Consider the following 18,106-nt stretch of genomic DNA (forward strand, 5'->3'; position numbering starts at 1 on the left):
AGCTGAATCGATCAAATAGCCGCAGAAGATCAAAGAATGCGTAGGGGCAAGGCGCTTCCCAGGTCATTTTAAGGCTTTTTTTTCGTGGCATCCCGCAGAAAATGGATTAGCTTATTGTCGCTGGCTGTATTTGCCACAACGCACAGGTATACTCCTGTCCTGGTTTTTTTAATCACTTTTGACGGGAGTTGTTACCCCCCATGCAAGAAATTATGCAATTTGTTAGCCGCCACCCGGTACTGAGCATCGCGTGGATTGGTCTACTGGCCGCAGTGCTGTTCACTACCTTTAAGGGCCTGACGTCCAAAATTCGGGTTATTACCCGTGGTGAAGCGACGCGTCTTATCAATAAAGAAGATGCCGTCGTCGTCGACCTGCGCCAGCGCGATGATTTCCGTAAAGGCCACATTGCAGGTTCTGTTAACCTGCTGCCTGCTGAAATTAAAGCGAACAACGTTGGCGAGCTGGATAAGCATAAAGCCCAGCCTATTATCGTTGTAGACGGTACCGGGATGCAGGCGCAGGAATCTGCGAGCGCACTGCACAAAGCCGGTTTTGAAAACGTATCTGTGCTGAAAGAAGGCATTTCCGGCTGGAGCGGGGAAAACCTTCCTCTGGTTCGCGGTAAATAAGGAGCCCCGTCATGGCCAATATCGAGATCTACACCAAAGCAACCTGCCCGTTCTGCCACCGTGCGAAAGCGCTGCTGAACAGCAAAGGCGTCACCTTCCAGGAACTGCCTATTGATGGTGACGCGACAAAACGCGAAGAGATGATTCAACGTAGTGGCCGTACGACGGTTCCGCAGATTTTTATTGATGCGCAGCACATTGGCGGCTGTGATGACTTGTATGCGCTCGACGCACGTGGTGGACTCGATTCCCTGCTGCGCTAAGAGACTTTAGGACAATTAAAAAGGGTTTTTCCATGTCAGAACAAAACAACACCGAAATGACTTTCCAGATCCAGCGCATCTACACCAAGGATGTCTCTTTCGAAGCGCCAAATGCGCCACACGTTTTCCAGAAAGATTGGCAGCCAGAGGTTAAACTTGATCTTGATACCGCATCCACCCAACTGGCGGATGATGTGTATGAAGTTGTGCTGCGCGTAACCGTAACCGCTTCTCTGGGCGAAGAAACTGCATTCCTGTGCGAAGTACAGCAGGGTGGTATCTTCTCCGTCGGCGGTATCGAAGGTAACCAGATGGCGCATTGCCTGGGTGCATACTGCCCGAACATCCTGTTCCCGTATGCTCGTGAATGCATCACCAGCCTGGTTTCTCGCGGTACATTCCCGCAACTGAACCTTGCGCCAGTTAACTTTGATGCGCTGTTCATGAATTATCTGCAACAGCAGGCTGGCGAAGGTGCTGAACAACATCAGGATGCCTGATGAGCACTGTTAATGCGTCAATGACTGTGATCGGTGCCGGCTCTTACGGCACCGCTCTTGCTATCACGCTGGCAAGAAATGGTCACGATGTGGTTCTGTGGGGCCACGATCCAAAACATATCGCGACGTTGCAACACGACCGCTGCAATGTGGCGTTCCTCCCGGACGTTCCGTTTCCTGATTCCCTGCGCCTCGAAAGCGATCTCGCGACTGCACTCGCGGCCAGCCGCAATATTCTGATTGTGGTGCCAAGCCATGTCTTTGGCGAAGTGCTGCGTCAGATTAAGCCGCTGATGCGCGCAGATGCACGTATTGTGTGGGCGACGAAGGGGCTGGAAGCTGAAACCGGACGCCTGCTCCAGGATGTTGCCCGCGAAGCGCTGGGTGATGACATTCCTCTGGCTGTGATTTCCGGGCCGACGTTCGCGAAAGAGCTGGCCGCAGGTCTGCCAACGGCAATCTCTCTGGCTTCGACCGATGCGACCTTCTCTGACGATCTTCAGCATTTGCTGCACTGCGGCAAGAGCTTCCGTGTCTACAGCAACCCCGATTTTATCGGCGTGCAGCTGGGTGGTGCGGTGAAGAACGTGATTGCTATCGGCGCAGGTATGTCAGACGGCATTGGTTTCGGCGCGAATGCGCGCACGGCGCTTATCACCCGCGGGTTAACCGAAATGTCCCGTCTAGGCGCGGCGCTGGGCGCTGATCCTGCCACCTTTATGGGAATGGCGGGCCTGGGTGATCTGGTACTGACCTGTACCGACAACCAGTCGCGTAACCGCCGCTTTGGCATGATGCTTGGACAGGGCAGCGATGTGAAAGGCGCGCAGGAGAAGATTGGCCAGGTGGTTGAAGGCTATCGCAATACCAAAGAAGTCCGCGAGCTGGCACACCGTTTTGGTGTCGAAATGCCAATAACCGAGGAAATTTATCAGGTATTGTATTGCGGAAAAAATGCGCGCGAGGCAGCATTGACCTTATTAGGTCGTGCGCGCAAGGACGAGCGTAGCAGCAACTAATCGCAGGGAACTGTCGTCACTCAACGATCGGCCAGCAAAGACTGGCCGATCGTACTATTACGTCTGGAGTATGCAATGCCGTGTGAAGAACTGGATATCGTCTGGAATAATATTAAAGCCGAAGCCCGGGCTTTGGCCGACTGCGAGCCTATGCTGGCCAGCTTCTACCACGCGACGCTACTCAAGCACGAAAACCTCGGCAGCGCCCTGAGCTATATGCTCGCCAACAAACTGGCCTCCTCAATTATGCCTGCCATCGCCATTCGCGAAGTGGTGGAAGAGGCCTACGCCGCAGACCCGGAAATGATCGCCTCTGCCGCCTGTGATATCCAGGCTGTGCGCACGCGTGACCCGGCTGTTGATAAATACTCCACGCCACTGCTGTACCTGAAAGGCTTCCATGCGCTTCAGGCTTACCGCATTGGTCACTGGCTGTGGAACGAAGGCCGCCGTGCGCTGGCCATCTTCCTGCAAAACCAGGTGTCGGTCACCTTCCAGGTGGACATCCACCCGGCCGCGAAAATTGGCCGTGGGATCATGCTTGACCATGCCACGGGCATTGTCGTGGGTGAAACCGCGGTCATTGAAGATGATGTGTCGATTCTGCAATCGGTCACGTTGGGTGGTACGGGCAAAACCAGCGGCGATCGCCACCCGAAAATTCGCGAAGGGGTGATGATTGGCGCGGGTGCGAAGATCCTCGGTAATATCGAAGTCGGGCGTGGGGCGAAGATTGGTGCGGGTTCGGTTGTGTTGCAGCCCGTTCCGCCGCACACCACTGCAGCTGGCGTACCGGCGCGTATCGTCGGCAAGCCAGACAGCGATAAACCGTCAATGGATATGGATCAGCACTTCAACGGTATTCACCATACGTTTGAGTATGGAGACGGCATTTAACTTCTGAGAATGGCGCCAGGGTAACCCAGCTGGCGCCAGGCTTCATACACCACCACCGACACCGCATTAGACAGGTTCATGCTGCGGCTGTCCGGCATCATTGGAATACGGATTTTTTGTTCAGCGGGCAGGGCGTCCAGAATGGTTGCGGGCAGGCCACGGGTTTCCGGGCCAAACATCAGATAATCCCCGTCCTGATAGCTCACTGCACTGTGTGCAGGCGTTCCTTTGGTGGTCAGGGCAAACATGCGCTGCGGCTTTTCTGCCTCCAGAAACGCGGCATAGTCGTGATGGCGAACCACGGCAGTAAATTCATGATAATCCAGCCCTGCACGGCGCAGGCGTTTGTCGTCCCACGTGAAGCCCATTGGTTCAATGATATGCAGGCGAAAACCGGTGTTGGCGCACAGGCGGATGATGTTGCCGGTATTGGGTGGGATTTCTGGTTCGAATAAAACGATATTAAGCATGTTGCCCCCTTGAATAGCGGGGGCAGAATAGCACAGAACTAGGCCGCATTCCCCTGCGACAGCGGTGCCAGTGCCGTAGGCAGTTTACTCAGTTCCTGCACCAGAGAATCCTGGCTGATTTCGCTAATCGATTTCGCACCAGTCAGCGTCATCGCCACTTTCATCTCTTTCTCGACCAGGTTCAGCAGATTCGCCACGCCCGCCTGACCGTGGGTAGCCAGTGCATACAGGTAGGCACGACCCAGCAGCACGCTGTCTGCACCCAGTGCAATCATGCGCACCACGTCCAGCCCGCTGCGAATACCGCTGTCGGCCAGAATAGCGATATCGCCTTTTACTGCATCGGCAATGGCAGGCAGTGCGCGGGCAGAAGAGAGCACCCCGTCGAGCTGGCGCCCACCGTGGTTAGACACCACAATGCCGTCGGCACCAAAACGCACGGCGTCGCGCGCATCTTCCGGATCGAGAATGCCTTTGATCACCATCGGGCCGTCCCAGAATTCACGGATCCACTCCAGATCTTTCCAGGAAATTGACGGATCGAAGTTGTTCGCCAGCCAGCCGATGTAATCTTCCAGACCGGTGGGTTTACCGAGATAAGTCGAGATATTGCCCAGATCATGCGGACGACCGTTCAGACCAACGTCCCACGCCCACTGCGGGTGAGTGACAGCCTGCCAGTAGCGGCGCAGGGCGGCATTCGGGCCGCTCATGCCGGAATGGGCATCGCGGTAGCGCGCACCCGGTGTTGGCATATCGACGGTAAAGACCAGCGTCGAGCAGCCTGCGGCTTTGGCACGCTCCAGCGCATTACGCATAAACCCGCGATCGCGCAGGACATACAGCTGGAACCACATCGGGCGTTTAATGGTTGGGGCGACTTCTTCAATCGGGCAGACGGACACGGTGGACAGCGTAAACGGGATGCCTTTAGCATCTGCCGCTGCGGCCGCCTGTACTTCGCCGCGACGGGCGTACATGCCGCACAGGCCGACAGGGGCGAGCGCAACAGGCATTGAGAGCGTTTCATTAAACAGCTTCGTCTCAAGGCTCAGGTCAGACATATTTTTCAGCACGCGCTGGCGCAGGGCCACTTCTGACAGATCTGCCACGTTACGACGCAGTGTGTGCTCTGCATACGCTCCGCCGTCGATATAGTGGAACAGGAATGGCGGTAAAATGCGTTGCGCCGCGGCGCGATAGTCACTGGCTGCTGAAATAATCATGCTTTGTTCTCCCTGGAAATATCGTTGTCGCCAGGCAGACGGGTAATGCGCGCCTGTCGGGCCTGATCTTCATCGAATTGTTTAATGGTGGTGTGCACAAAGCCCAGATGCGCCATCATCGCTTTTCGCGCGGCATCGGCATCACCGGCCAGAATGGCGTTAAGCACCGCCTCGTGCTGCTCGGTCAGTTGAGCAAACACTGGCGGTACCAGATACATGCGCTGGCGGCTCTGCTTGACGGAAGATTGCAGCAGGTCGAAGAAACCGCGCATGGTCTGGAGCAGCACCACGTTATGTGAAGCCTCGGCAATCGCCAGATGAAAACGGACATCAGCCTGCGAAGCGATATCGGGGTCGCTGCTTTGAGTTGCCTCAAAACAGGCCCGCAGTTTCTCTTTATCGGCTTCTGTGGCCCGCATTGCCGCATGCCAGGCGGTGCTGGTTTCGATGGCGTGTCGGGCTTCGAGGATGTCAAAGCTGTAGTCAGGGTCGTTTGCCATCAGCGTTTTGAGGGGCTGAACAATGTTTTGCTCAGACCAGTCATCGTGCTGCCAGCGTACAAAGGTGCCGCCGCCACGACGGCTCAGTAGCACGCCGTCATTAACCAGCGTCGCCAGCGCTTCGCGCAGTGAATTACGCGATACCCCAAGCTGGGCGGCAAGCTGGCGCTCGGCGGGCAATTTCATGCCCGCTTCAAGCTGTTGTTCTTCAATCAGCGCCCGCACGCGAGAAGCAATCTCGTCGGACAGGCGTCTGGGCATCACTATCATGGAATCATCCAGGTTAAGACATAGGCCTGAAGGGTGGTTATCACACCGACCATGCAGGTAAATATCAGGCTGTGTTTGACGGTAAAGCGGAACAGATCCGACTCTTTGCCCACCAGGCCCACCGCAGCACAGGCAATAGCGATGGATTGCGGGGAGATCATCTTGCCGGTGACGCCGCCCGTTGTATTCGCTGCGACCAGCAGCACGTCCGAGACGCCGATTTGCTGCGCGGCAGTTGCCTGAAGCGCGGCGAAGAGGGCGTTAGACGACGTATCTGAACCTGTCAGGAATACCCCCAGCCAGCCAAGGAACGGCGAGAAGAAGGTGAAGGCGTGGCTGGTATGCGCCAGAGCCAGCGCCAGCGTGGATGACAGGCCGGAATAGTTCGAGATGAACGCGAATGCCAGCACCATACCAATGGAGTAAATCGGCAGCGCCAGCTCTTTAATGGTGGTTGCAAAGGTCTGTATAGCTGCGGATGGCTTCATACGCAGCCACACGACAGAAAGGATAGCCGCAAACAGGATGGCTGTGCCGGTCGCGGAGAACCAGTCGAACTTGTATACCGCAGCATAGGGTGTTGCGGCGTGAACAACCGGCGGCATCCGGGCGACCATTTTGTCGAGGAACGGTACGGAGATGTTAATCACCATGTCGTACAGCGCACCGCCTGGGGCAAACAATGCTTTAAACGGCGGCACGCTCCACAGTGTGACGGTTGCCGTCAGGAACAGGAACGGCGACCACGCGCGAATGACCTGACCCGCAGTATATCCGGTGCGCGCCAGTGTTTGATCAACCTGCGAGGCACCCATATCCGCAAAGCGGAAGATGCGTACCGGCTGCCAGCGTTTGAGGAACAGCGTCAGACAAACCAGCGAAACCAGGGAAGAGATAATGTCCGGCAGTTCCGGGCCGAGGAGGTTTGAGCTGAGGAACTGAGCAATGGCGAATGAACCACCTGCCACCATTACCGCAGGCCAGGTTTCTTTCACGCCGCGCCAGCCGTCCATAATCGCCATGATCCAGAACAGCACGATGATGGTCAGGAACGGCAGCTGGCGGCCAACCATCTGGCCGATTTCGAAGCTGTCCAGCCCGGTGACTTGCCCGGCAACCAGAATCGGGATACCCATCGCGCCAAACGCCACCGGCGCAGTGTTAACGATCAGGCACAGGCCCGCGGCATAAAGTGGATTAAAACCAAGACCAACCAGCAGTGCAGCCGTGATCGCAACAGGTGCGCCAAAACCGGCTGCCCCTTCAAGGAATGCGCCGAAGGAGAAACCGACAATCAGCATCTGCAAGCGCTGGTCCGGGGTGATGGAGAGGATTGACGAGCGAATAATGTCGAACTGCCCGGTTTTCACCGAGATTTTATAGACAAAGACCGCGGCAATAATGATCCACGCTATCGGCCACAGTCCGTAGAAGAAGCCGTACACCACAGAGGCCAGCGCATGATCGACCGGCATTTTGTAGAAAAGCAGCGCCACCATCAGGGCGATGGCAACGGTATACGTCGCGGCGAGGTAACCCTTCAGCTTGAGCTTAATCAGCGCAAAGAAGAAGAACAGAATCGGTAGCGATGCGATCAGGCTTGAAAGCCAGATATTCCCGGCCGGATCGTAGTTTTGTTGCCAGAGGCTCATGCAGGTCTCCTGAGGACCACACAGCTAGCAATGCGGGTGAGTCTCCGCTCATCTCTGCGTCACAATCTATGTAAAAGTGGTCCTGCCAATAGTGTGATGTAGGGTGAATGACAATGAATGGTTAATCAGATGTTATCGATGAGCAATGGTTTTGTGAGTAAAGATTATGGAATTGTGAACCAGGGAAGGGATGTTTGATTAATTGGTTGGGCCAATTATGGCTGGAGAGGGAAGTAGGCCGGGTAAGCGCAGCGCCACCCGGCATGAAATCAGAACGCGGTCTTACAAAAACCCGTCATCTCTTTCAGGCCCATTTCGCGGCCGAGTTCAGTCATCGGGTGTACGACGACCAGGCCACGCACGCTTTTCTTCAGCTTGCCCATATCGGCCTGTTCTTTTTTGGTGATCGCGCGACGGTGCGGCATGTCCATCAGCTTTTGCGCTTCTTTACTCAGCTTCTGGCCTTTGACTTCACGCAGACGTTCGATTTCGGTTTCCAGCGTGGCGATCTCTTTTTCCAGCTCAGCGTATTTCTCAGCGGCATCAACCAAAGAGAGATCGGCCTGCTGGTGGCGGATCAGATCCAGACGATCGCTAAGGCGTTTAATTTCGTTCTTTTCGACTTCTTTCATCACAAATGACTCTAAAAACGGGGGATTTACAGGGAAGGATACACCAATGTGCGCAGGCTTACTTCTGAAACGCTTTTTTTAAGCTGATTCGGGAAATCAGCTCAGTCAGGGAAAGCACCATTGTAGAACGGACAACCTGTTGATAACGAAGCTTTTGCATAGCATACAGCTCAGGATCACTGTTATCAAAATGAGGTGCCGGAGGCAACGCGGTGACGCAGTGCAACTCACCGAAGGGTCCCAGAATTTCATCATCGGTGAAGGTGTACTCGTTACCGTCATGATTGAGCTCTTCACGCAGCGCCATCAACAGCTCAGCGTCTTCATACTCTGGCCTGCTGAGCACGCCAAGACCGTAAATCAGCTTCAGGCGCACGGATAAATCGCCCAGCGGTCCGTCTCCGTCCAGTAACGGTTCTACAGCATATTTTACCGCGTAGTCGTCTTTGCGAAACACCTGAAGCACCAGGATATTCACCGCCTCGGTCAATAGCTCGACGGCGGCAATCAGGAAGCTTCGTACGGTTTTGCCAGCATTCAGACGCTCAAGCACACGATTTTCAAAGGCCTGGGTTTGTTCCATTATTGCCTGCATATCTGACAATCTGTTATCTGGGCGCAGGATAACCTGCGCCGCATTCTGCATCATTTGGTTGCGTTATAAGCGTTAATCGCCTCCACAACCACGTTGCTGTTGGCATCCAGGCCTGAAACCTGCGCCAGCGCAGCTTGCGGGCCTTCATCGCCAATCAATTTCGCCAGCTCAAGCGCCTGTGGATCTTGCTCGCTGCGGTAATGCATGGCAGCGGCAATCCCTTTCACCAGGTTGGCGTGCGGCAGACCGTATTCCAGCGTGCCCAGCAGTGGCTTAATCAGACGGTCGCCCGCGCTCAGCTTGCGCAGTGGCTGACGGCCAACGCGCTCAACGTCATCTTTCAAATACGGATTTTCAAAACGACCGAGGATTTTCTGGATGTATGCTGCATGTTTTTCAGCATCAAAACCGTAGCGTTTGATCAGCACCGCGCCGCTCTCTTCCATTGCACCTTTTACCACAGCGCGGATTTTCTCATCGAGAATCGCGTCACGGATGGTCTGATGACCGGCCAATTTTCCGAGGTACGCGGTTATAGCATGACCGGTGTTCAGCGTGAAGAGTTTACGTTCGACAAATGCCATCAGGTTATCAGTTAATTCCATCCCCGGGATGGTTGGCAGCGCGCCTTTAAACTGTGTTTTATCGACAATCCATTCGCTGAAGGTTTCAACGGTCACTTCCAGCGGGTCGTTGGTGGCGGATTCAGACGGCGGAACGATACGGTCGACGGCGGAATCGACAAAGCCGACGTGTGCTTCAACCCAGGCTTTATCTTCGTCGGCGACGGCAGCCAGGACGTGACCTTTCAGCTGGGTGGTGCCACGTACCATGTTTTCACAGGCGATGATGTTCAGCGGGGTATCAATGCCCTGCGCTTTACGTTTTGCCAGGCCTTTTGCCACCGCAGGGGCGATACGCTCAAGCACAACCGGGCCGACCGCCGTGGTCACCAGGTCAACGCTTGCGATCAGATCAACCACGTCATCACCGATGCTGCTTACCGCATTCACGCCAGAAACGGTTTCGACTTGCTCGTTTTCTCCCACTACGTGAACCTGATAGCTATGACGGGCATTCAGGGCGTCTAGTACCACCTGGTTCACATCGGCGAATGTCAGCGTAATGCCCGCGTCTGCCAGCAATTTGCCGATAAAGCCACGACCAATATTACCTGCGCCAAAATGTAATGCTTTCATAGTGTTAACCTTCATTAATGTTTTTACCCGAGAGGGCTGGGGTGAGGAACCGCATAACTTTCCCCTCACCCTAGCCCTCTCCCCAGTGGGGAGAGGGAATAGAACGATATTACTTATTCAGCAGCGCCAGTACTTCTTCCACGCTGGTGGTGCTGGCCAGACGCTCGATGACCGATTCGTCATCCAGGGCGTTGGTCAGGCTGGTAATCACCTGAATGTGCTCGTTGTTGCGAGCGGCGATACCAATCACCAGACGGGCAATGTCGTCTTCTTCTTCACCGAAGCGAACACCCTGTGGATACTGACAGAACACAACACCGGTTTTCAGCACGCGGTCTTTCGCTTCAACCGTACCGTGCGGAACCGCGATGGATTCACCCAGGTAGGTTGGGGTCAGTTTTTCACGTTCCAGCATTGCGTCAACATACTCAGGCTGAACGTAACCGCCTTTCACCAGTTGCTCACCCGCAAAGCGAATCGCTTCTTCTTTGTGGGTCGCAGTACGACCCAGGAAGATGTTTTCCGCACCCAGTTTGAACAGGTGGCTGTCGTTCGCATCGAAACTGTCTTTCAGGCTATCGCGAACTTTCACTTCGTTGTCTTCGTGGCGTTGCGCCGCAACCAGACGCTCAGTCAGGTTGGTGTACAGGCCGCTGTCGAGGAAGTTGGTCAGCGAAATGTGCTGTGCCTGTGGAACCTGACGCATAGCACGTTCGGTCAGATCGCGGTGCGTGATAACCAGGTCAACATCCGGTGGCAGGCTGTTAATCGCGCTGTTGGTCACAGAGATATTGCTCAGACCTGCATCCTGTACTTTCTTACGCAGCACGCCTGCACCCATTGCGCTGGAGCCCATACCGGCGTCGCAGGCAACGATGATTTTACGTACGTGGCTCAGGTCGTTAGACACATCACCTGCGGTCAGCGGCGTAGCGCCTTTGGATTCCGCTTTCATGTCGTGCATACGACGAGTTGCTGCTTCGATATCGTCTTCTTCTTTCACTTTGCTGGTTTTCAGCAGGATAGAAGAGACAACGAAGGAGACCGCCATTGCCGCACAGATAGCGGCGATGTTAGCGAAGTAAGCACCTTTTGGCGTCATCGCCAGCACGGCCAGGATAGAGCCCGGAGAGGCAGGAGAAACCAGACCACCGCCCAGCACGCTCAGAGTGAACACGCCAGTCATACCGCCGAGGATAACGGCCAGGATCAGACGTGGGTTCATCAGCACGTACGGGAAGTAAATTTCGTGGATACCACCCAGGAAGTGAATGATAGCTGCACCGCCCGCAGACTGTTTTGCACTGCCGCGACCAAAGAAGATGTATGCCAGCAGAACACCCATACCTGGGCCTGGGTTCGCTTCAATCAGGAAGAAGATGGACTTGCCAAGTTCATGAGACTGCTGAATACCCAGCGGTGAGAAGATACCGTGGTTGATGGCGTTGTTAAGGAACAGGATTTTCGCTGGTTCTACAAAGATAGACGCCAGCGGCAGCATGTCGTGCGCAACCATGAAGTTAACGCCTGCTGCCAGAATTTTGGACAGCACTTCAACAGCCGGGCCAATGCCGAGGAACGCCAGAATCGCCAGGATCATACCGATGATGCCAGCAGAGAAGTTGTTCACCAGCATTTCAAAGCCGGAACGAATCTTACCGTCAACCCAGTTATCAAAGTGCTTAATTGCCCAGCCGCCCAGAGGACCGGCAATCATCGCACCCAGGAACATCGGCATATCCGCACCGACAATCACACCCATTGTGGTAATGGCACCAACCACACCACCACGGTCACCGCCCACCAGACGACCACCGGTAAAACCGATGAGCAGCGGCAGCAGGTAAGTAATCATTGGGCCAACAAGTTTCGCCAGCGTTTCGTTAGGCAACCACCCTGTCGGAATGAACAATGCAGTGATGATACCCCACGCGATAAACGCGCCGATGTTTGGCATCACCATGTTGCTGAGGAAACGACCAAAGCTTTGTACTTTGATCTTGAAATCGGATGACATAAAACACCCCTTCTTATGTTTACGCTTAGGCTTGCGGCCCGAGGTTTATCGTTAATGTACGGCGGTAGAGGTAGCCGGGCCCTGTTCATGCTGTGAAATCTGGCACTGAATCGTTCAACTGTCCAGACGGTGAAATTTTGTGTGATCTGAGTCACGTAAATGTAGGGGGTGTGGTATTTAATGAGGTGATCTGCATCACAAAAGTGATGTGCAAAAAAAAGTCAACGCGGGTAAATGGCGTAAAAACCACGGTATTTTGTGACTCATATCACATTTGGTGGTCGCCTGTTTGTTTCTATAACGTGACTGAATTCACAAAAAATTTTCATGCAGATTTCTCTGGATGTGATCAACGACAAACTCTGTTTTGCAGTTCACAGCCAGGATGTAATCAAACAGCATCAAAAGCAAAAACTACACATGTGTGAGTGTGTTATGGCGAAAAGTGAAAACCTGGAGTACTCTCATATGTAAGGATAAGTCTATTATTATTCAGGATATATTTTGACACGCTTATAAACTTGCATGGAGATATAATAAAAAACCATACTCTGCGGCTCTGAAAAATAAGTGCACATTATTGCGCTTAAATTGAATTAATTTGGGTGCTTATTATTTTGTTTATTTAATGAGTTCTCGTTGTCTGAGTGAGGGAAATATGTTTCTCAACTACTTTGCGCTGGGTGTCTTAATTTTCGTGTTCCTGGTTCTGTTTTACGGGGTCATCGCCATTCATGATATTCCTTATAATATGGCTAAAAAACGCAACCACCCCCATGCTGATGCAATCCATACAGCCGGGTGGATAAGCCTGTTTACTCTCCATGCCATTTGGCCGTTTTTGTGGATTTGGGCAACGCTGTATCAGGAGGAGCGTGGCTGGGGTATGCAGAATCATATCACAAAGCCTGATGAGGTCCCCGGCATGGATGCTCTGTCCAAACGTGTGGCCGAACTAGAACAAAAACTGGCTGCTGCTCAAGTGCCAGCAGATAAGAATACGTCGGAGCACTGATCATGGATCTGTTGATTATTTTGACCTATGTGGCGTTTGCCTGGGCAATCTTTAAAATATTTCGTATTCCGGTAAACCAGTGGACACTCGCTACCGCGACATTAGGTGGAGTGTTTATTGTTGCGGGACTCATCTTATTAATGAACTATAACCACCCGTATACTTTTACGGCGCAAAAAGCGGTTATTTCGATTCCCATTACGCCGCAGGTTACAGGTGTGGTTAGTGAGGTTACAGATAAAGGTAACCAGCTTATTAAAAAAGGCGAAGTGTTATTTAAACTTGACCCCACCCGCTATCAGGCACGCGTCGACAGACTGCAAGCTGATCTGGTGACCGCCACGCATAATATCGATAATCTGAAAGCACAGCTTTCGGAAGCGGTAGCCAATACCACCCGTGTGTCCGCCGAACGCGACCGTCTGTATAAAGATTATCAGCGTTACCTGAAAGGTAGCCAGGCGAAGGTTAACCCGTTCTCTGAAAGCGATATCGACAACGCACGCCAGAACTATCTGGCACAGGATGCGCTGGTAAAAGGCTCCGTGGCCGAGCAGACGCAGATCCAGAGTCAGTTAGACAGCATGGTTAACGGTGAGCAATCTCAGGTGGCCTCTCTGCGCGCCCAGCTTGCTGAAGCCAGATACAACCTTGAGCAGACCATTGTTCGCGCACCGAGTAATGGTTATGCCACACAGGTGTTAATTCGCCCGGGGACCTATGCTGCGGCGCTGCCTCTGCGTCCGGTGATGGTGTTTATTCCGGAACAGAAACGCATGATTGTTGCTCAATTCCGTCAGAACTCGTTACTGCGTCTGAAACCGGGTGATGAAGCAGAAGTTGTGTTTAATGCACTGCCGGGCCAGGTGTTTTCAGGCAAGCTGCTTGGCATTCAGCCAGTCGTACCTGGGGGGACTTACCAGGCACAGGGTGCGGTGCAGGCACTGACCGTGACACCAGGAACGGATGGTGTTATTGCCAGCATCCTGCTGGATCCGAATGCTGATATCGATGCGCTGCCAGACGGTATTTATGCTCAGGTTGCGGTCTATTCCGACCACTTCTCGCACGTTTCCGTCATGCGTAAAGTGCTGTTGCGTATGACCAGTTGGATGCACTACCTCTACCTCGATCATTAATCCTTCCGGGGCAGGAATGCGATACGCATACCTGCCTTTTTTCATTGCTTGATCCATACTGACCTCTTTGTGGGCATTCAGGATCAGGCAATGAAACTTATCGGCAGCTATACCAGTCCCTTCGTGCGTAAAATCTCGGTTCTCCTGCTGGAGAAAGGGATTGAATTTGAATTCGTCAATGAACAGCCCTACAACGCCGAAAATGGCGTTGCCCGGTTCAACCCACTAGGGAAAGTCCCGGCGCTGGTAACCGATGATGGCGAATGCTGGTTTGATTCCCCTATTATTGCGCAATACATCGAACTGCTGGGCGTCGCACCGGCCATGCTCCCGGCCGATGCTAAAGCGGCACTGGCGGTGAAACAGATTGAAGCCCTGGCTGATGGCATTATGGACGCGGCACTGGCTTCCGTGCGCGAGCAGGCAAGACCCGCCGCGCAGCAATCGGAAACGGAGCTGGTGCGTCAGCGCGAAAAAATCAGCCGTAGCCTGGATATGTGCGAGCAGTTAATCCGGGATGGCATCATCCAGAGTGACAGCCTGAACCTGGCGACGATAGCCATTGCCTGCGCCATCGGTTATCTCAATTTTCGCCGGGTTTCTCCGGGCTGGTGTGTGGAGCGCCCGTTGCTGGTTAAGCTTGCCGAAACACTCTTCCAGCGCGAGAGTTTTGCCCAGACTGAACCGCCTAAGGCTTGATTCGGGTTATAACACTTCGGTTCGGGAGGTTGTACAATCCCTCTTCACATCGACTCCCTCTCCCGTCGGGAGGGGGGATGATAATCCATTGCCAGGCGCTTTCATGACTACTCAACGCTCTCTCTACAGCCACATCCCCGCAACCGATCGTCTGCTTCGTGATCCCCACTTCCTGGTCGTGCTGGAAACGTTCGGCCATCGCGCAACGGTAGATATGCTGCGCACGTTACAGGAAGAGGCCCGGGAACACATTCTGGCCGAAAATGCGTTGCCGGACTGGGCTGCACACTGGGGGCAGGAGGTTGAGCAGCGACTGGCAGCGAATACACAAAACACGTTGCGACCGGTCATTAATCTGACGGGGACGGTTTTGCATACCAATCTGGGGCGCGCCCAGCAGGCTGAAGAGGCCGTCAGTGCGGTGGCGCAGGCCATGCGTTCGCCCGTCACGCTGGAGTATGATCTCGACGGCGCCGGGCGTGGGCATCGGGACAGAGCGCTCGCGGACTTACTTTGCCAGCTCACCGGCGCGGAAGATGCCTGTATTGTGAATAACAACGCGGCGGCAGTGCTACTGATGCTGGCGGCGATAGCAAACGGTAAAGAGGTGGTCGTATCGCGCGGTGAACTGGTCGAGATTGGCGGTGCGTTCCGCATCCCGGATGTGATGCGTCAGGCCGGGTGTACATTGCATGAAGTGGGCACCACCAACCGTACCCACGCGAAGGACTATCGTGCGGCAGTGAATGAAAACACAGCGTTGCTGATGAAAGTGCATACCAGCAACTACCATATCGAAGGCTTTACCCACACAGTTGAAGAAGCCGAACTTGCGGAGATTGGGCGCGAGCTAAACGTGCCGGTGGTGGCGGATCTCGGCAGCGGTTCGCTGGTGGATTTGAGCCAGTACGGCCTGCCAAAAGAGCCGATGCCGCAGGAGATGATCGCCGCGGGCGTCAACCTGGTGAGTTTTTCCGGCGACAAATTGCTGGGCGGGCCGCAGGCGGGGATTATTGTTGGTCAGCGCGAACTGATTGCCCTTTTACAGCAACATCCGCTGAAACGGGCGCTGCGCGCGGATAAAATGACGCTCTCGGCGCTGGAAGCAACGCTGCGGCTCTACCTCCACCCGGAGAAGCTGGCCGAACGCCTGCCGACCCTGCGGATGCTGACGCGAGATGCTGCTTCGATTCGTGCTCAGGGAGAGCTGCTGCTGGCACACGTTGCGCAGCATTACACCGATTTTGACGTGCGTGTAGAATCCTGTCAGTCCCAGATTGGCAGTGGTTCGCTACCGGTAGACAGGTTGCCCAGCGCAGCGCTCACATTCACCCCACGCGACGGGAGAGGCAGCCAGCTTGAGGCGCTTTCTGCACGGTTACGCGCCTTACCTGTGCCGATAATTGGACGTATTTATGATGGCCGAATGTGGCTGGATCTACGCTGTCTTGAAGATGAAGAGCGGTTTCTGGAGATGATGTCGAAATGATTATTGCCACCGCCGGTCACGTTGACCACGGCAAAACCACCTTATTGCAGGCCATTACGGGCGTAAATGCCGATCGTCTGCCTGAAGAGAAAAAACGTGGGATGACCATCGATTTGGGTTATGCCTACTGGCCGCAACCCGATGGCCGAGTGCTGGGCTTTATTGATGTGCCTGGCCATGAAAAGTTTCTTTCCAACATGCTGGCGGGCGTGGGTGGTATTGACCATGCGCTGCTGGTGGTGGCGTGCGATGACGGCGTGATGGCACAAACGCGCGAACACCTGGCGATCCTGCAATTGACCGGAAACCCGCAACTGACGGTTGCGCTGACGAAAGCCGACCGCGTTGATGATGCACGCGTCGATGCTGTGCGCGAAGAAGTGCAGGCCACCCTGCGTGAATACGGTTTTGCCGATGCCTCGCTATTTGTGACGATCGCCACTCAGGGGCGCGGGATTGATGCTCTGCGTGACCACCTGCAACACCTCGCATCCCGCGAGCAGGCCAGCCATCACCGTTTTCGTCTGGCGCTCGACCGTGCATTCACCGTGAAAGGCGCGGGTCTGGTGGTGACGGGAACTGCGCTGAGCGGTGAAGTCAGCGTGGGTGATACCTTATGGCTGACAGGCGTTAACAAGCCAATGCGTGTGCGTGCTCTTCACGCGCAAAATCAACCGGTTGAACATGCTCATGCCGGGCAACGCATCGCACTGAATATCGCGGGTGATGCCGAAAAAGAACAGCTGAAACGTGGTGGCTGGCTGCTCTCTGATGCGCCGCCGGCACCGTCGGAACGCGTCATTGTCGCGCTTCAGACGCATTCACCGCTGACTCAGTGGCAACCGCTGCATATCCACCATGCGGCCAGCCACGTGACCGGGCGCGTATCACTACTGGAAAACGACCTGGCTGAACTGGTGTTTGATACTCCGTTGTGGCTGGCGGATAACGACAGGCTGGTGCTACGGGACATTTCTGCTAAAACCACGCTTGCCGGGGCGCGCGTGGTAACACTGAATCCGCCACGCCGTGGGAAACGTAAGCCAGAATATCTGCAATGGCTTGCAACACTGGCGCAAGCAAAAGGGGATGCTGACGCGCTGGCCGTGCATCTTGACCGTGGCGCCGTAAATCTGGCAGATTTTGCCTGGGCTCGCCAGCTTAGCGGCGAGGGGCTGCGTCAGCTGACGCAAGAGCCGGGCTTTATTCAGGCCGGAAACAGCTTGTTAAATGCGCCGATTGCGGCGCGCTGGCAACGTAAGGTGCTGAGCACGCTCGCCACGTATCATGAACAGCATCAGGACGAACCCGGCCCGGGCCGCGAGCGTTTACGGCGCATGGCGTTGCCAATGGAAGACGACGCGCTGGTGCTGTTACTGATTGAAAAAATGCGTGAAAGCGGAGTGATCAACAGTCATCATGGCTGGCTGCATCTGCCGGATCATAAAGCGGGCTTTACGGCCGAACAGCAGGCGGCGTGGCAGAAAGTTGCCCCACTGTTTGCAGATGAACCATGGTGGGTGCGCGATTTAGCCCATCACACTAATACCGATGAAACACTGATGCGCCAGGTATTGCGCCATGCGGCTCAGCAGGGGCTGATTGTGGCGATCGTGAAAGATCGTTATTACCGTAACGATCGCATTGTGGCGTTCGCGAATCTGATCCGCGAACTGGATCAGGAGCGAGGTTCAACCTGTGCGGCTGATTTCCGCGATCGGCTGAACGTGGGGCGCAAGCTGGCCATTCAGATCCTGGAATATTTCAACCGCATTGGTTTTACCCGTCGTCGTGGTAACGATCATTTATTACGTGATTCATTATTATTTCCTGAAACAAAACCAGGAATTAATACAGAAATAGAATAGATTGAAATAGATATATATATTAAT

Annotated in this window: 18 protein-coding genes; 10 read left to right on the forward strand and 8 right to left on the reverse strand. The window is 54.4% G+C overall.

The window, feature by feature from the left end:
* The first annotated feature begins 200 nt into the window (after window positions 1-200).
* The 5 genes from ACT9TW_RS05975 (at window position 201) to cysE (ending at window position 3,311) form a co-directional block, all read left to right on the forward strand.
* A complete protein-coding gene (locus tag ACT9TW_RS05975; protein ID WP_182063184.1) occupies window positions 201-632 on the forward strand; it encodes a rhodanese-like domain-containing protein in 432 nt (143 codons plus the stop codon).
* A gap of 11 nt (window positions 633-643) precedes the next feature.
* Window positions 644-895, forward strand: coding sequence for a glutaredoxin 3 (gene grxC, locus ACT9TW_RS05980; protein WP_129324327.1), 252 nt, complete (start codon window positions 644-646; stop codon window positions 893-895).
* Between the two features lie 32 nt (window positions 896-927).
* Window positions 928-1,395 (forward strand): protein-export chaperone SecB, encoded by a 468-nt coding sequence (gene secB / locus ACT9TW_RS05985; protein ID WP_014068374.1) that lies wholly within the window; start codon window positions 928-930, stop codon window positions 1,393-1,395.
* On the forward strand, window positions 1,395-2,414 hold the full coding sequence (gpsA, locus tag ACT9TW_RS05990) for an NAD(P)H-dependent glycerol-3-phosphate dehydrogenase (RefSeq protein WP_446491882.1): 1,020 nt from the start codon (window positions 1,395-1,397) through the stop codon (window positions 2,412-2,414). The genes secB and gpsA overlap by 1 nt, the downstream gene beginning before the upstream one ends.
* 75 nt (window positions 2,415-2,489) lie before the next feature.
* Window positions 2,490-3,311 carry a serine O-acetyltransferase gene (gene cysE / locus ACT9TW_RS05995; protein WP_008502718.1) on the forward strand — a complete coding sequence of 274 codons (822 nt, stop codon included), beginning with the start codon at window positions 2,490-2,492 and terminating at the stop codon, window positions 3,309-3,311.
* On the opposite strand, the gene trmL is transcribed toward cysE, so the two are convergent.
* From trmL to ACT9TW_RS06035, 8 genes are all read right to left on the reverse strand, one after another.
* Window positions 3,308-3,781 (reverse strand): tRNA (uridine(34)/cytosine(34)/5-carboxymethylaminomethyluridine(34)-2'-O)-methyltransferase TrmL, encoded by a 474-nt coding sequence (gene trmL / locus ACT9TW_RS06000; protein ID WP_006808633.1) that lies wholly within the window; start codon window positions 3,779-3,781, stop codon window positions 3,308-3,310. The genes cysE and trmL overlap by 4 nt on opposite strands.
* 38 nt (window positions 3,782-3,819) lie before the next feature.
* Window positions 3,820-5,007 carry an FMN-dependent L-lactate dehydrogenase LldD gene (lldD, locus tag ACT9TW_RS06005; RefSeq protein ID WP_446491883.1) on the reverse strand — a complete coding sequence of 396 codons (1,188 nt, stop codon included), beginning with the start codon at window positions 5,005-5,007 and terminating at the stop codon, window positions 3,820-3,822.
* Window positions 5,004-5,777, reverse strand: a complete 774-nt coding sequence (lldR, locus tag ACT9TW_RS06010) for a transcriptional regulator LldR (protein WP_182063188.1) — start codon at window positions 5,775-5,777, stop codon at window positions 5,004-5,006. The genes lldD and lldR overlap by 4 nt, the downstream gene beginning before the upstream one ends.
* The gene (gene lldP, locus ACT9TW_RS06015; protein ID WP_446491884.1) at window positions 5,774-7,429 is read right to left on the reverse strand and encodes an L-lactate permease; all 1,656 of its coding nucleotides are present in this window, start codon (window positions 7,427-7,429) and stop codon (window positions 5,774-5,776) included. Before lldP ends, lldR begins: the two co-directional genes overlap by 4 nt.
* Window positions 7,430-7,698: 269 nt before the next feature.
* Window positions 7,699-8,061 carry a YibL family ribosome-associated protein gene (locus tag ACT9TW_RS06020; protein WP_182063190.1) on the reverse strand — a complete coding sequence of 121 codons (363 nt, stop codon included), beginning with the start codon at window positions 8,059-8,061 and terminating at the stop codon, window positions 7,699-7,701.
* A 58-nt stretch (window positions 8,062-8,119) separates the two neighbouring features.
* Entirely contained in the window at window positions 8,120-8,710 is a 591-nt protein-coding gene (mtlR, locus tag ACT9TW_RS06025) for a mannitol operon repressor MtlR (RefSeq protein ID WP_182063191.1), read from the reverse strand.
* Window positions 8,707-9,855 (reverse strand): mannitol-1-phosphate 5-dehydrogenase, encoded by a 1,149-nt coding sequence (mtlD, locus tag ACT9TW_RS06030; protein WP_315687506.1) that lies wholly within the window; start codon window positions 9,853-9,855, stop codon window positions 8,707-8,709. Before mtlD ends, mtlR begins: the two co-directional genes overlap by 4 nt.
* A 109-nt stretch (window positions 9,856-9,964) precedes the next feature.
* The gene (locus ACT9TW_RS06035) at window positions 9,965-11,872 is read right to left on the reverse strand and encodes a PTS mannitol transporter subunit IICBA (protein ID WP_446491885.1); all 1,908 of its coding nucleotides are present in this window, start codon (window positions 11,870-11,872) and stop codon (window positions 9,965-9,967) included.
* A gap of 658 nt (window positions 11,873-12,530) precedes the next feature.
* Here ACT9TW_RS06035 and ACT9TW_RS06040 point away from each other — a divergent pair.
* The 5 genes from ACT9TW_RS06040 (at window position 12,531) to selB (ending at window position 18,082) form a co-directional block, all read left to right on the forward strand.
* The gene (locus ACT9TW_RS06040) at window positions 12,531-12,887 is read left to right on the forward strand and encodes a DUF3302 domain-containing protein (RefSeq protein WP_446491886.1); all 357 of its coding nucleotides are present in this window, start codon (window positions 12,531-12,533) and stop codon (window positions 12,885-12,887) included.
* A 2-nt stretch (window positions 12,888-12,889) separates the two neighbouring features.
* Window positions 12,890-14,026, forward strand: a complete 1,137-nt coding sequence (locus ACT9TW_RS06045; protein ID WP_446491887.1) for an HlyD family secretion protein — start codon at window positions 12,890-12,892, stop codon at window positions 14,024-14,026.
* A gap of 90 nt (window positions 14,027-14,116) precedes the next feature.
* Window positions 14,117-14,725, forward strand: a complete 609-nt coding sequence (locus ACT9TW_RS06050; RefSeq protein WP_446491888.1) for a glutathione S-transferase — start codon at window positions 14,117-14,119, stop codon at window positions 14,723-14,725.
* Between the two features lie 103 nt (window positions 14,726-14,828).
* A complete protein-coding gene (selA, locus tag ACT9TW_RS06055; RefSeq protein ID WP_446491889.1) occupies window positions 14,829-16,214 on the forward strand; it encodes an L-seryl-tRNA(Sec) selenium transferase in 1,386 nt (461 codons plus the stop codon).
* Window positions 16,211-18,082: a selenocysteine-specific translation elongation factor gene (gene selB, locus ACT9TW_RS06060; RefSeq protein ID WP_446491890.1), complete on the forward strand. Its 1,872-nt coding sequence runs from the start codon at window positions 16,211-16,213 to the stop codon at window positions 18,080-18,082. Before selA ends, selB begins: the two co-directional genes overlap by 4 nt.
* Window positions 18,083-18,106 lie beyond the last annotated feature (24 nt).

The sequence above is a fragment of the Enterobacter sp. C4G1 genome (genome assembly GCF_052886895.1).